Here is a 14,303-nt window from a genome sequence, read left to right on the forward strand (position 1 = left end):
GCAGCGAACCCGAATTATGCGCTGAAAGTGTGAATTTAACGCAGCTGATGTTGCAAGTGAGAGATAAATGTCGAATAAACCGTTCCATTATCAAGATCCGTTCCCGCTGAAGAAAGACGATACCGAATACTACCTGCTGAGCCGCGACCACGTTACCGTTGCCGAATTCGAAGGGCAGGAAATCCTCAAAGTCGATCCGCAAGCTCTGACCCTCCTCGCCCAGCATGCCTTCCACGACGCCTCGTTTATGCTGCGCCCGGCGCATCAGCAGCAGGTGGCAGATATTCTCGCCGACCCTGAAGCCAGCGAAAACGACCGCTACGTTGCGCTGCAATTCCTGCGCAATTCGGAAATCGCCGCCAAGGGCATTTTGCCAACCTGTCAGGATACCGGCACGGCGATTATCGTCGGCAAAAAGGGCCAGCGGGTGTGGACCGGCGGCGGTGATGAAGAGGCGCTGTCGCGCGGGGTGTACAACACCTATATCGAGGACAACCTGCGCTATTCTCAAAACGCTGCGCTCGACATGTATCAGGAGGTCAACACCGGCAGCAACCTGCCTGCGCAGATCGATTTGTACAGCGTGGACGGCGATGAATACAAATTCCTGTGCATCGCCAAAGGCGGCGGTTCGGCCAATAAAACCTACCTGTATCAGGAGACCAAGGCGCTGCTGTCACCGGGCAAACTGAAGGATTATCTGGTCGACAAGATGCGTACGCTGGGTACCGCAGCATGCCCGCCATACCACGTGGCGTTTGTCATCGGCGGTACCTCGGCGGAAGCCACGCTGAAAACGGTGAAGCTGGCATCAACCAAGTATTACGACGGGCTGCCGACCGAAGGGAACGAACACGGTCAGGCGTTCCGCGACGTTGCGCTAGAGGCTGAATTGCTGAAGGAAGCGCAAAATCTGGGCCTGGGAGCGCAGTTCGGCGGTAAATATTTTGCGCACGACATCCGCGTGGTGCGTCTGCCGCGCCACGGCGCCTCATGTCCGGTCGGTATGGGGGTTTCCTGTTCCGCTGACCGCAACATCAAGGGCAAAATCAACCGTGACGGCATCTGGCTGGAGAAACTGGAGCATAACCCGGGCAAATACATCCCGCAGGAATTGCGTCAGGCCGGCGAAGGAGAAGCCATCAAGGTAGATCTGAACCGACCAATGGCCGAGATCCTCAAGCAGTTGTCGCAATACCCGGTGTCAACACGTCTGTCGTTGAGCGGCACCATTATTGTTGGCCGCGACATTGCCCACGCCAAGCTGAAAGAGCGCCTGGATCGCGGTGAAGGTTTGCCGCAGTACGTCAAGGATCACCCGATTTACTACGCTGGCCCGGCCAAAACGCCGGATGGTTACGCCTCCGGTTCCCTTGGGCCAACCACCGCCGGGCGGATGGACTCCTACGTCGATCTGCTGCAGTCCCATGGTGGTAGCATGATCATGCTGGCGAAGGGTAACCGCAGCCAGCAGGTGACCGACGCCTGCCACAAGCACGGCGGCTTCTACCTCGGCAGCATTGGCGGCCCGGCGGCGGTACTGGCGCAGCAAAGCATCAAGAGTCTGGAATGCGTGGAATACCCTGAACTGGGCATGGAAGCGATCTGGAAAATTGAGGTGGAGGATTTCCCGGCGTTCATTCTGGTGGATGACAAGGGCAATGACTTCTTCCAGAAGATTCAAAGCGCGCAGTGCGCGCGCTGTGTGAAATAAGGCATAAAAAAGCCGCCCGGCAACGGGCGGCATAGATGCAGGATCGGCGGTTGACGTGCGTTAGCGAGAGCCAATCTCGCGCAGCGGTTTGCCAGCCATCAGATTACGTTCGATGTGTTCCAGCGAAATGCTCTTGGTTTCCGGGATCAGCACGATGGTCAGGACGATAAAGATCAGGTTAAGCGCAGCGTAGACCCAGAAGGTATGCGCGCTGCCCAGACTGTTAAGCATGGTCAGGAAGGTTGCGCCGACGATCATGTTGGCGATCCAGTTGACGGCTGTCGAACAGGTGATGCCGAAGTCACGGCCTTTCAGCGGCTGTATTTCCGAGCACAGTACCCAGATCAGCGGGCCGGCGCTCATGGCGAAGCCGACGATAAACATCAGTAGCATCAGGACGGCGAAATACTGTGCCGCCGGCGTTGCCATACCGATGCTCATCATGGTGCCGAGCACGCCCATGCCGATGGCCATCACCAGGAAGCCCAGTTTCAGCGTCGGTTTGCGGCCCCAGCGGTCAACCAGCCCAATGGCGATAAAGGTTGCCAGCACGTTGACCAACCCGACGATCACCGTTCCCCACATTTGTTGTGCCGTGCTGGCAAAGCCGGCCAGGTCAAAAATCTTCGGCGCGTAGTACATGATAACGTTCATGCCGGTGAACTGTTGCATCACCTGTAGCAGAATGCCGAGGTAAACTGCGCGGCGGAAGTTTTTGTTATCTTTGAACAGCGCCCAACCGCTTTGCTTGATCTTCAGGCTTTCACGGATTTCATCCAGTTCGGCTTTGGCTTGTGCAGTGGTATCACGCAGCATTTCCAGCACCTTGTGCGCTTCGGCATCGCGGCCGCGCGACGCCAGCCAGCGCGGGCTGCGCGGCAGGAAGAATACGCCCACCAACAGCAGCAGGGCGGGGATGGTGATGATGCCGAGCATCCAGCGCCATGAGCCGCTGTAACTGAAGGCGGTATCCGACAGGTATGCCGCCAGAATGCCGATGGTGATCATCAATTGGTACATCGAAATCATGCTGCCGCGAATACGTTCCGGGGCAATTTCCGACAGGTACAGCGGTGCGGTGAATGAGGCAATACCTACCGCCAGGCCGAGCAGTACGCGCGAAACCAGCAGCACCTCTACGTTGGGGGCGAAGGCCGAACACAAGGAGCCGGCCACGAACAGCACCGCGCCAATCATCAGGCTGTATTTGCGACCCAGACGGAAGGACAGCCAGCCGCTGCCCACGGCACCAACCGCCGCGCCGAACATCATTGAGCTGACTACCCATTCTTGCTGCTGAGAGGTGATCTGGAATTCATGGGTAATAAATGGCAATGCACCAGCGATAACACCGATATCCAGTCCAAACAGCAAGCCGGCCAATGCAGCCAGAAAACAGACAAAAAAGGTCAATTGGGCATTGGTGCGGCCCTTGCCTGCGGAAGTTTTACTCATAACGCCTCCGAATGAAACTTTGTGAAACTGCTTTGGTCGCTATGTTATTGATCCTTTTGCTGGCTAAAAGTGCGCCTGATCACATTAATGTAATCGCTTACATTAATTGTATTTTTTGAGATGATTCCAATTGGTGATTAATTGATAATCGGCACCTAATAAGGTTTATAAGATATAAAAAAGCGAGAGGAACGATGTAAGCGTTTTCAAACGTGTGGTTGATATCGTGAAGTGACACAGGAAATCGCCCTGTGTCAGTAGGATCAGGCGCCGGTGCGGTTTTTTTGCTGCACGATGTCGGCCATCACCGCCAAGGCGATTTCTGCCGGGGTTTTACTGCCCAGCGGCAGGCCGATGGGGGCGTGGATACGCTCGAGATCCTGTGGCGTGAATTCGGCGATCTGTTGCAGCCGTTGCCGGCGGCGAGCGCTGTTGTGCTGTGAGCCCATGGCGCCGATGTAAAACGCCGGGGTATGAATGGCCTCCATCAGCGTCAGGTCGTCCATGCGCGGATCGTGGGTCAGCGCGACCACGGCGGTATTGGCATGGCAGCCACCCTGTTCAATAAACCGCGCCGGAAACTGCTGTAGCAGCGTAACGTTGGCGGGTAACTGGTTGGCGAAGTTGTCCAATGCATCGGGGCGGTTTTCGCATACCAGAACTTCAAAGCCCAGCGCGTGGGCAAATTCGGCGCAAAATAGCGCGACGCTGGACAGACCGGCGATCAGCAAGCGTGGCGCGGCGGCGATATGCAAGGTAATGTCCTGGCCCTGTCGCACCACCTGCGTCGCGCTGGTGAACTCGGTGACCTCCAGCGCGCTGCAGGCGTTGGGCAAACGCAGCCGTTTGACCAGTGCATGATGCCCATCCAGTGCCGTGGCGATTTGCGCCAGATAGCGCATGCTGGCATCACCGGCCGGCAGGTGTTCGATCAACACATCCAGTACGCCACCGCAGGGCAGCGCGACGTTGGGCGTCAAACCACCTTCACCGTAACGGATCACCTGGCTGGCGGCCTGATAGGCTCCTTCCCCGAGGCGGCGTAGAAAATCCTCTTCCACGCAGCCGCCGGATAATGAACCGCAATAATGGCCGTCGCGCGTCGCGGCCATGAGAGCGCCAGGGGAGCGGGGCGATGACCCATAGGTATTCAACACGGTACACAGCCATACCGGTTGCTGTTTAAGCCAGCTTATCGCCTGGCTGACGACGGTAATATCGAGGTGCTGCATCGGGTATTCACTCGCTGGCGGAGAGCTGAGATGGAAAATCAATATCCTGCATGATGTCCGCCGAATCAACAGAAAACAGATGGACCTGCTGGCCATGCAGCAGACTACGCCCGCCGTCGTCGCCGCGCAACGCACACAAGGACTTGCGCAACGCGGCAGAAAAACCAACCGGGTGCCCCGGACGGCGATCGCAGCAAGGACGTGCGATGGCGTATTGTCGCAGCGCTTCCGCGGTCTGGATGAAGACCTGCGGCGTCACATAGGGCATGTCCGCCAGATGGATCAGCCAGCCGCTCCAGCGTGGCGTGGCCGCTACGCCGGCAGCGATTGTATCGCCCAGGCCGGGGCTGGCCAGCAGCGTGACGGGGATCTGATGCGCGGCGCAAACCCGCTGCACCGGCAGATTGTCCGGCCGGGTAACCACCTGAATCGGCAGACCGGAAGCCAACGCCTGGCGCAGCGTTCGTTCAAATACCGTTACGTTGCCAAGTAACGCGTTTAGCTTATTACCGCTGCCGCCAGCCTGAGTAAACCGCATGCTGCGCCCGGCGGCGGCGATCACAATTCCTATTGTCATTTTCGCCTACTCTATTTGCGCAAATTATATTTGCCACGCAAACCGTATGTGTTTTGTATATGTATTTTTGTTGAAAACAAGATGTTAATCATCACATAATTTTAGTGCTAAGCATATGCTTATAACGTCTATGGCAAAGCCAGTAGCGTTTGCGCAACAGCATCGTTAAGAAAAAATACTATAAAGAACCAAGGGATATTTATGAGCAATTTTAACCCGTCACGGCGTCGCTTTATCAAAAGCGCGGTGATCGCGGGGGTAGCCGTTTACCTCGCGCCGCTTTACAGCCGCGCTTACGCCGCACTGTTTGAACAAAAAATCCTTCAGTCTCCCGCATGGGATGCCCACGAAAAACGTATCCGTTTCCGTATTGACGGCCGCGCAAAAGTGATGGGCCACAAAGTGTTCGCGCGCGACATTCGCGCAGTGGATATGCCGCACTGGCCACAACAGCAGGCGCATGCGTTTGTGCTGCGCGTCACCAAGGCTGACCGGCTGTTCGACGGCATCGATCTGTCGCTGCTGGGGCAGGATTTGCAGCCGGATCGCCTGGTGACCGCAGAGGATCTGGCTCGCGACGGACTGGCGTTGCCGGCGTTTTACGGTGACGACATGTTACTGCCGCGTGGTAAAACGCCGGCCTATCTCGGCCAGGCGGTCGCTATTCTGATCTATCACGATTTTGCCCGCTTCCGCTTTGCCAAAGACGCGCTGAAGTTCCGTGACGAGGTTATCCGTTACGGTGCGCAAACCGGCCCGTTGGCGCGCGATCCGTGGGGCTCGTTCCGCTACGTACGGATCGGTGGTGCGCAGCCGTTCGACGACGATCGCTTCTCCAGTTTGAAGGATACGCCGATCTTCCCGATCGGTATGAGGAAACACCTGCCGGTCTGGCCGGAAGGGCGCGACGGCGGCAAGCTGGATCAGGAGGGTATGCATTACGCCGGGCTGATCGCCGACGAGCTGCGCTCGCCGCCGCAGGATTGGCTTGTGATGTCGCGCCGCTACACCACGCAGTCGATTGATACCGCCGCGCTGGAACCGGACAATGCCAATGGTTGGTACGATAGCGCAACGCAAACGCTACATCTGGTGGTGCCGACCCAGTCGCCGCAGGAAGTGGCCGATGAAATGCCGCGTATGTTGGCGCAGCACAATCCGCCGGTGAAGCAGCTGATTTTGCACCCATGTTACACCGTGGGGTATGGTTCGAAAGATCACTATAACTTCCCGTATTACGGCGCGGTGGCGGCTATGTACGGCGACGGTCATCCGGTACGGCTGGCTAACGATCGTTTTGAACAATTCCAGACCTCACTGAAGCGCCACGCGTTTGATATGCACTACACCATTGCGGTGAACCGGCAAACCGGCGTGCTGCAATCCTTCCACGGTGAAATGACCGCTGATGGCGGTGGTCGCAGCAACTTCACGCCGTCGGTGGTGATGGTGGGGGCAACCGCTGCGCAGTCGATCTATTACTTCCCTAAAAGCGATCTGTCCTCGGTCGGCTTGGCGTCACGCGCCATCGATGCCGGTTCGGCACGCGGCTACGGCACGCTGCAAAGCATGGCGGCGACTGAAATGATGGTGGACGAGCTGGCAGCCGAACTGCAGATCGATCCGATAGAGTTCCGTCTGCGCAACGTGTTGAAGTCCGGCATGAAGAATACCCAGGGGGCGATCCCGGCTGGGGCGATCCGCGCGGATGAAGTGCTGGAAAAGGCCGCACGTCACCCCATCTGGCTCAAGCGCAGCGAACGCAAAGCAGAATTTGACGCGCAGCATCCCGGCAAGCGCTACGGCGTTGGCTTTGGCTGCGTGCAGAAGGATTTCGGCACCGGTGCGGAAACCTCTTTCGCCCGGGTCGAACTGAGCGAAGACGGACGCATTACGCTGCACCATAGTGGCGCTGAAATGGGCACCGGCATGTCTACCTCCCAGTCGGTGCTCTGCGCTCAATGGCTGGGAAAACCGGCCGATGAAGCGCATTTTTCGGTGACCGACTGGTCGCTATTGCCGATGGTGACCAGTGGCGATCCCTACCTGATGTCGCAGCAGGAACAGGACGCGTTGCAGGCCAATCCGCAGTGGACGCCAAGTTATTGCTCGCCGTCCAGCGCCAGCAACTCGGCGTATTACTTTTCCCACAGCACGCGCGAAGCGGCGCGGCTGGTGTTTGAACATGGACTGTGGCCGGCGGCACTGGCCATTTGGCAGTCCGGCATTGGTGGCGGCCAGGCGGCGCCGCTGGTGGTGCGTAAAGAAGACGCCCGCTGGGTGGAAGGCGGTTTGACCGCAGCCGGCATGCAGGTGCTGCCGCTGGAGACGTTGGCGAAAAAAGCTTTTCAGATGGGGGGCGTCACCGGTGCGGTGGTGCATGTGTTCAACCGCTGGCAGTGGGCCGAGGCCGAGTTCAGCCTGGGTAATCAGCGCGAACGGTTACCGATTGACGGGCTGGCCTTGCGCAACGCCGGCGGCGATTACCGCACGCTGGCGCGCGAGCAGGTTTATTACCCGCCAACCCAGCGCAATAACGCCGCCGTGACCTACTACAGCGCGGTCGGCACGCTGGTAGAGGTGGCGGTGGATATCGCCACCGGCAAGGTGGAGCTGCTGAATCATCATTCGATCATGGAGTGCGGCAACCTGATCGTGCCGGAACTGGTGTCCGGCCAGTTACAGGGCGGCCTGGCGATGGGCATTGGCCATGCGCTGCACGAGTATTTACCGCTGTACGAAGACGGGCCGGGTAACGGCAGCTGGAACTTCAACCGTTACCACCTGCCGCGCGCCAGCGATGTTGCGGTCTGGAAACAGACCGGTGACATCCTGCCCGCGCTGTCGGAAACCGATCCGCCGAAAGGCATGGCGGAAGTGGTAATGATCCCGGTGGTGGCCGCGCTGGTCAACGCCATTGCCGACGCCACCGGCCACCGTTTCCGCGATTTGCCCGTCCGTGCCGAAAATATTCGTGAGGTATTACAATGAGCATCAAAACCCAGCCAATCACCCTGACCATCAATGACAAGCAGTACGGCCCGCTGGAGGTGCCGGAAGGGCTGATGATGATCGATTTTCTGCACGAATATCTCGATCTGACCGGCTCGCGCCTTGGTTGCGGCCAGGGTATCTGTCATGCCTGCGTGGCGATCGTCGATCACCCGAGCGGCACCAGTGAGGAAGTACGTACCTGCATCACCGGCGCGCATTTCTTCAACGGCAAAAAAGTCCGTACCGTTGAGGGTCACGCGAAAGTGGACGAACAGGGCGAAGTGACGCTTTCCCCGATTCAGCAGGCATTTCTTGACCATTACAGCTTCCAGTGCGGCTACTGCACGCCAGGCTTTGTCAACGCAGCGACCCTTTTTGTGGAAAAGCTGCAGCGAGAGCCTATCGCTCGTGAGGCGCTGGAAGGGGCGATTGAACAGGCGCTTGATAGCCATATCTGTCGCTGCACCGGTTATGTTCGCTATTACCAGGCGGTGCGCGAGGTGGTATTGAACACGCCCGGGCTGCTGAAGGAGACGGCAAAATGAAAAAACGTCTCGCTTTGCTGATCGTGTTGCTGGCGATTATCGTGGTGGCGGTGCTGTGGTGGCGGGAAAACCGCCGCTACGACGGAGTAGCGCAAAATGTAACGGCCGATGCGCAACAGATTGAACGTGGCCGCTACCTGACGCGGGCGGCAGACTGTGCGGCATGCCATACCGCAGACGGCGGCGCACCGCTGGCTGGCGGCTATCCGCTGGCAACGCCGTTCGGCACCATCTATGGCAGCAACCTGACGCCGTCGGTCGAGCATGGCATTGGCCGCTGGACCAAAGACGACTTCTTCCTGGCGTTGACCCAGGGTGTGGCGCCGGGCGGCCGTCATCTGTACCCGGCGATGCCGTACACCTCGTATAAGGGTATGACGCGTCAGGATTCGGATGACATTTATGCCTATCTGATGACGCGCCCGGCGGTGGATGTGGCTACGCCGAAAAACGACATGCCGTTCCCGTTCAACCAGCGCATGGCCCTGATTGGCTGGAATCTGCTGTTCCGCAATAGCGATCCGTTGCCGGCCAGCTCGCAGGGGCAATCGGCGCAGTGGCAGCGTGGCCGTTATCTGGCCGACGTGCTCGGCCACTGCGGCGAATGCCATACGCCACGCGGTGCACTGGGCCAGATGAAGCTGGACAAAGTCATGCAGGGCGGCTCCCTGGGGCGCTTCATCGCGCCGGATATCACGGCGGGCGGGCTGGCGCAGCGTGGCTGGACGCCGGCGGATCTCAGCCGCTTCCTCGCCAGCGGTTTGGCGCCGCAGGGCTCCGCCTTCAGCGAAATGCACATGGTGGTGGATCTCAGTACGCAGCATTTGACGGCGGAAGACCAGCGGGCGCTGGCGACCTATCTGATGGGTGACCAGCCGCCGCCGGCGGTGGACGCCAAAATTGGTCAGGGTAATGATGCCGGCCGGCTCACCTATCTGGATCAATGCGCCGGCTGCCACGCCCGCGAGGGACAGGGCAAGCCGCACGTCGCGGTGGCAATGCGCGGTAATGCTACGCTGCGCCAGGCGGATGGCAAAAACCTGATTGTCTCGGTACTGGATGGTTTGCCGGCGCAGCAGTTCCCCAACGGTGAAAGTATGCAGAGCATGCCGGGCTTTGGCGAGCGACTGGACGATGCGCAAGTGGCGGATCTGGTGAATTATCTGCGCGTGACCTGGGGCGGGTTGCCGGCGGATATCACCGCCGAACAGGTGAAGGCATTGCGAGACGCACACTGAGGGGCGGGGCGCAGCAACGGCGCCCCGTAGCACGCTAGTGATTATCTGCCGGTGGTACGCCAAACACCGGCATGCCCTGTTCATCCCAGGTTAACGGTTTGATCCGCGTATGCCGGTTCGGGTCATACAGCGGATCGCCGTCGATTTCGGTGTAATTGCGCGCGTGGTACACCAGCACATCATTGCCGTCCTCATCGACGGTAAAGCTGTTGTGGCCTGGGCCGAACTGACGGTGCTCATAGCTGGTGCGAAACACCGGCTGTGAGGATTTGTGCCACTGCGCCGGATCGGTGATGTCGCTGTCGATATCAGCCCATAACAGGCCGATACAGTAATTTTCGTCGGTAGCGCTGGCGGAGTAGCTGATAAACAGTCGTTGACCATGCACGATTGCCGCCGGACCTTCGTTAACCCAAAAGCCGACGGTTTCCCATGGCAGCTCTGGCTTGCTGAGCATTACCGGTTCGCCTTTCAGCGTCCACGGGTTGGCCATTTCGGCCAGGTAGAGGTTGGAATTACCGCGTATGGCCGGATCTTTCTGCGCCCATAAATAGTAGTGTTTACCGCGATGGGTAAAGTGGGTGGCATCCAGCGAGAAGCTGTCGATGTGGCTGTAAATACGGCCTTTTTCCTGCCATTCTCCGCTCAGTGGATCCGCGTCGCGGCACTCCAACGCGAACATGCGGTGCTGGAACAGGCCATCGGCAATCTCCGGACTGTGCGCAGCAGCAAAGTAGATATACCACTTGCCGTCGATAACATGCAGTTCGGGCGCCCAGATCAGCGCGCTCATTGGCCCGCTGGCAGGCTTGCGCCACACCACCGTTGGCGTTGCCTGCGCCAGTTCGCGCAGGCTGGCGGCGCGGCGCAGTTCCAGGCGATCGTATTCCGGCACCGAGGCGATAAAGTAATAGTAGCCGTCGCTATGGCGAATAATATGCGGGTCGGCACGCTGTTCAATCAGGGGATTGGGGTACTGTTTCATCTCTGGTTCCTTACGGATGTTTGGCTTCGAGCTGTTGTTCACGGTAGTCGGCCAGCTCCTGATAGTTGGTGCGGCGCTTTTCCAGATCGGTCTGGATCTGCTTCATCAGTTCACGATCGACCTTCAGCAGTCGCACTACGCCGGCGGTGATCAGATAACCGATGCCGGGGATCACGGTGAACAGCAATACGATGCTATTAAGCGCGCTGGCACTTTGGCTGGCTGCATCGGCCTGGTAGCCGGAAAACGACATCAGGAAGCCGACCATGGCACCCGCTACCGCCAGACCCACCTTCAGGAAGAACAGGTTGCCGGAGAAGCTGATGCCGGTAATACGTTTGCCGGTCTTCCATTCACCGTAGTCGTCGACGTCCGCCATCAGCGACCAGTGCAGCGGCGACGGGATCTGGTGCAGGATATTGAGCAGGAAGTAAGCCGCGACGATAAACCACGTCAGCTGTGGATTAAAGAAATAGAAACCGCATGAAAATGCCGCCAGCGCGATATTGGTCCAGAAGAACACTTTCAGCTTGCAGAATCGGTCGGTGAGCGGCTTGGCCAAAGCGCTGCCCAGCATCATGCCGACCACGCCCAGGCTAATGAACAGGCTGGCGAACGAGGCCGATTGTTGCATGACGTAGGTGACGTAATACATGGTGGCCGCCATGCGAATAAAGCCGGGGCAGACGTTACAGAAGGTCAGCAGCAGGATGCGCACCCATTGATCGTTTTTCCACACGTCTTTCAGATCGGCTTTCAATGCGTCATGGGTGGGGACCGCCGGGCGAATGCGTTCTTTCACCGTAGCGAAGCAGAACAGGAACATGAACAGCGCTACCAGCGCCAGCACGCCCATCGCCATTTGATAGCCGCGCGCCTTGTTGTCGCCGCCAAACCATTCGGCCATTGGCAATAGCGTCAAGGACAGGATCAGCGTGGCGATGCCGACCATGATAAAGCGATATGACTGGCAGGAGACGCGCTCGTGCGGATCGGCGGTAATCACGCCGCCCAGCGAACAATAGGGAATATTGATGGCAGTGTAGGTCAGCGACATCAGAAAATAGGTGGCAAAGGCGTATACCACCTTACTGTTATAGCTCCATTCCGGCGTGGTGAACATCAGCACGCTGAACAGCACGTAGGGGAGTGAAATCCACAGTAGCCACGGGCGAAAACGCCCCCAGCGGCTTTGGGTACGGTCGGCAATGGCTCCCATGATCGGGTCGGTTACCGCGTCGAGCACCCGCACCGACAGCAGCAAGATACCGACCAGTGCCGGCGTCAGGCCAAAAATGTCAGTGTAGAAGTAATTGAGGAATAACATGATGGCACCGCCAATCATGTTACAGCCGGCATCTCCCATGCCATAGCCGATCTTTTCTCTTACCGAAAGGGCAGTGCTGTTCATGGACATTCTCTCCGCGATGGCAGGATCTGACTGAATGGCAACGATTATTGCCTTGCCTAACGGCGAGTCATCAGGAAATCATGGTTATAGAGATGGACAAACGTGCCGCTGCGATAGAAATGTGAGCCAGTTGGCAAAATTGCCGGGTAAAAAAAGCCCGCGACCTAGCGCGGGCTATATCAGTCTTTTCAGATCAGCGGGTTATGCTGCCTACCGTACGCTGGCTGCGCTGTTTTATCGCATAGCCAATTGCCAGTATTGCCACCCATACCGGGATCAGCAGCACCGAAATGCGAATGCCCGGCGTCAGGTACATAATCACCAGAATACCGGCCATAAACAGCAGGCACAGATAGTTGCTGAACGGATACCAGAAGGCCTTGAACTTAGGCTCTACGCCGTCGCGATTTTTGGCCGCGCGGAATTTCAGGTGCGCCAGGCTGATCATCGCCCAGTTGATCACCAGAGCGGAGACCACCAGCGCCATCAGCAGTTCGAAGGCGCGCCCCGGGATCAGGTAGTTGATCAATACGCAGAACGCCGTGGCCAAGGCAGAGACGCCGATGGCGATCACCGGTACGCCGCGGCCGTCGACCTTCAGCAGGCTTTTCGGTCCATTGCCCTGTTTCGCCAGGCCGTACAGCATGCGGCTATTGCAGTATACGCAGCTGTTGTAGACCGACAGCGCGGCGGTCAGCACCACGATATTTAGCACCGTGGCGACCAGATTGCTGTTCAGCGCGTGGAAGATCAGCACGAACGGGCTGCCGCCTTCGACCACTTTGCCCCACGGGTAGAGAGAAAGCAGAATGGTCAACGAGCCGATATAAAAGATCAGGATACGGTAGATGACCTGATTGGTGGCTTTTGGAATGCTGGCCTGCGGGTTGTCGGCTTCCGCCGCGGTGATGCCTACCAGCTCCAGACCGCCGAAGGAAAACATGATAACCGCCATGGCCATTACCAGTCCCATCACGCCGTTCGGGAAGAAGCCGCCCTGCGCCCACAGGTTGGTCACCGTGGCTTCCGGGCCGCCCATGCCGCTGAACAGTAGGTAGGCGCCGAACACGATCATGCCGATAATCGCCACCACCTTGATAATGGCGAACCAGAATTCCATTTCGCCATACACCTTGACGTTGGCCAGGTTAATGGCGTTAATCGCCAGGAAGAACACCGCCGCCGAAACCCAGGTCGGAATTTCCGGCCACCAGTACTGTACGTAAATACCGACCGCGGTCAGTTCAGCCATCGCTACCAGCACATACAGCACCCAATAGTTCCAGCCGGAGGCGAAACCGGCGAAGTTACCCCAGTATTTATAGGCAAAATGACTGAATGAGCCGGCAACCGGCTCTTCCACCACCATTTCACCCAGTTGGCGCATAATCAGGAAAGCGATGAATCCGCCGATGGCGTAGCCCAAAATCACCGACGGGCCGGCCATTTTTATTGTTTGTGCGATACCGAGAAACAACCCGGTACCGATAGCGCCACCTAAGGCAATAAGCTGAATATGGCGGTTTTTCAGACCGCGTTTCAGCTGGTCACCCTGTTGTTGACCATCCATCCATTTACCCTCTGTTGTTGCAGAATGCTCACGTGCTGTAAGGCAGTGATTACGATGTCTGTATTGTTTTGTTTACGGTGTTGCATCTATTAATTCGACGGCACCGCTACCGTTTGAAAAAGAATAATGATATGCGCGAAAGTTTGCACCTGCTTTGTGTTGTGAGTGACCAAGATTTCAGCAGTTTAGGAAACAAAATGCGGATTGTGTGACCGTAAGGGGGGTTATGTGCATGAAATAAGCATCAAGTCACATTACTCGCAAAAACAGCTCGGGTTTGACCAATTGCTCTCTCTGCCATTCGCGTGATCTAGATCACAGAACAGAACATTGGCCGGGGATCATTAAAGTTTCATCGCCGTGCAATAAAAGCCCGATATTCACGATGCAGTCTGCCTAACCAAACGTTTCGCAAAAGTTAAATCACACGCTTAGACCGTAAATGGTATTACCACCGCGGGGTTAGCGGCTTGCAGCAGGGTATCGGCTGGGGTGTTAAAATGTGCGGGTATTGGCAATTCGGCCCGAGCCCATATGGACAGGAGGTGAATACTTTGTTACTTTACCGTCACGTTTTTGAAA

Annotated in this window: 10 protein-coding genes; 4 read left to right on the top strand and 6 right to left on the bottom strand. The window is 57.6% G+C overall.

Going from position 1 to position 14,303, the window contains the following annotated elements; translation table 11 throughout:
• The first annotated feature begins 67 nt into the window (after positions 1–67).
• Positions 68–1,714 (top strand): class I fumarate hydratase FumA, encoded by a 1,647-nt coding sequence (gene fumA / locus NYE85_RS08250; protein WP_259004262.1) that lies wholly within the window; start codon positions 68–70, stop codon positions 1,712–1,714.
• A 60-nt stretch (positions 1,715–1,774) separates the two neighbouring features.
• Here the strand turns inward: fumA and NYE85_RS08255 are convergent, their stop codons facing one another.
• The 3 genes from NYE85_RS08255 to NYE85_RS08265 form a co-directional block, all read right to left on the bottom strand.
• Positions 1,775–3,169: a sugar porter family MFS transporter gene (locus tag NYE85_RS08255; RefSeq protein ID WP_259004263.1), complete on the bottom strand. Its 1,395-nt coding sequence runs from the start codon at positions 3,167–3,169 to the stop codon at positions 1,775–1,777.
• Positions 3,170–3,432: 263 nt separating this feature from the next.
• A complete protein-coding gene (locus NYE85_RS08260; RefSeq protein WP_259004264.1) occupies positions 3,433–4,401 on the bottom strand; it encodes an XdhC family protein in 969 nt (322 codons plus the stop codon).
• Between the two features lie 7 nt (positions 4,402–4,408).
• The gene (locus NYE85_RS08265; RefSeq protein ID WP_259004265.1) at positions 4,409–4,978 is read right to left on the bottom strand and encodes an NTP transferase domain-containing protein; all 570 of its coding nucleotides are present in this window, start codon (positions 4,976–4,978) and stop codon (positions 4,409–4,411) included.
• 201 nt (positions 4,979–5,179) lie between these two features.
• On the opposite strand from NYE85_RS08265, the gene NYE85_RS08270 reads away from it, so the two are divergent.
• The 3 genes from NYE85_RS08270 to NYE85_RS08280 are packed head-to-tail and all read left to right on the top strand — an operon-like array spanning position 5,180 to position 9,755.
• Entirely contained in the window at positions 5,180–7,969 is a 2,790-nt protein-coding gene (locus NYE85_RS08270) for a xanthine dehydrogenase family protein molybdopterin-binding subunit (protein ID WP_259004266.1), read from the top strand.
• Positions 7,966–8,517, top strand: coding sequence for a (2Fe-2S)-binding protein (locus tag NYE85_RS08275; RefSeq protein ID WP_259004267.1), 552 nt, complete (start codon positions 7,966–7,968; stop codon positions 8,515–8,517). The genes NYE85_RS08270 and NYE85_RS08275 overlap by 4 nt, the downstream gene beginning before the upstream one ends.
• Positions 8,514–9,755, top strand: a complete 1,242-nt coding sequence (locus NYE85_RS08280; RefSeq protein WP_259004268.1) for a cytochrome c — start codon at positions 8,514–8,516, stop codon at positions 9,753–9,755. The genes NYE85_RS08275 and NYE85_RS08280 overlap by 4 nt, the downstream gene beginning before the upstream one ends.
• Before the next feature lie 34 nt (positions 9,756–9,789).
• On the opposite strand, the gene NYE85_RS08285 is transcribed toward NYE85_RS08280, so the two are convergent.
• The 3 genes from NYE85_RS08285 to NYE85_RS08295 form a co-directional block, all read right to left on the bottom strand.
• On the bottom strand, positions 9,790–10,740 hold the full coding sequence (locus NYE85_RS08285; RefSeq protein WP_259004269.1) for a family 43 glycosylhydrolase: 951 nt from the start codon (positions 10,738–10,740) through the stop codon (positions 9,790–9,792).
• A 10-nt stretch (positions 10,741–10,750) separates the two neighbouring features.
• Positions 10,751–12,151, bottom strand: coding sequence for a glycoside-pentoside-hexuronide (GPH):cation symporter (locus NYE85_RS08290; RefSeq protein ID WP_259004270.1), 1,401 nt, complete (start codon positions 12,149–12,151; stop codon positions 10,751–10,753).
• Positions 12,152–12,344: 193 nt separating this feature from the next.
• Positions 12,345–13,721, bottom strand: a complete 1,377-nt coding sequence (locus NYE85_RS08295; protein ID WP_259004271.1) for an amino acid permease — start codon at positions 13,719–13,721, stop codon at positions 12,345–12,347.
• Between the last annotated feature and the right edge of the window lie 582 nt (positions 13,722–14,303).

Source organism: Serratia sp. AKBS12 (assembly GCF_024793895.1).
GTDB lineage: Bacteria > Pseudomonadota > Gammaproteobacteria > Enterobacterales > Enterobacteriaceae > Serratia_F.

Bases quoted from the DNA above. Each gene is read 5' to 3' on its own strand.
- fumA (WP_259004262.1), top strand. From the start codon at position 68: ATGTCGAATAAACCGTTCCATTATCAAGATCCGTTCCCGCTGAAGAAA.
- NYE85_RS08255 (WP_259004263.1), bottom strand. From the start codon at position 3,169: ATGAGTAAAACTTCCGCAGGCAAGGGCCGCACCAATGCCCAATTGACC.
- NYE85_RS08260 (WP_259004264.1), bottom strand. From the start codon at position 4,401: ATGCAGCACCTCGATATTACCGTCGTCAGCCAGGCGATAAGCTGGCTT.
- NYE85_RS08265 (WP_259004265.1), bottom strand. From the start codon at position 4,978: ATGACAATAGGAATTGTGATCGCCGCCGCCGGGCGCAGCATGCGGTTT.
- NYE85_RS08270 (WP_259004266.1), top strand. From the start codon at position 5,180: ATGAGCAATTTTAACCCGTCACGGCGTCGCTTTATCAAAAGCGCGGTG.
- NYE85_RS08275 (WP_259004267.1), top strand. From the start codon at position 7,966: ATGAGCATCAAAACCCAGCCAATCACCCTGACCATCAATGACAAGCAG.
- NYE85_RS08280 (WP_259004268.1), top strand. From the start codon at position 8,514: ATGAAAAAACGTCTCGCTTTGCTGATCGTGTTGCTGGCGATTATCGTG.
- NYE85_RS08285 (WP_259004269.1), bottom strand. From the start codon at position 10,740: ATGAAACAGTACCCCAATCCCCTGATTGAACAGCGTGCCGACCCGCAT.
- NYE85_RS08290 (WP_259004270.1), bottom strand. From the start codon at position 12,151: ATGAACAGCACTGCCCTTTCGGTAAGAGAAAAGATCGGCTATGGCATG.
- NYE85_RS08295 (WP_259004271.1), bottom strand. From the start codon at position 13,721: ATGGATGGTCAACAACAGGGTGACCAGCTGAAACGCGGTCTGAAAAAC.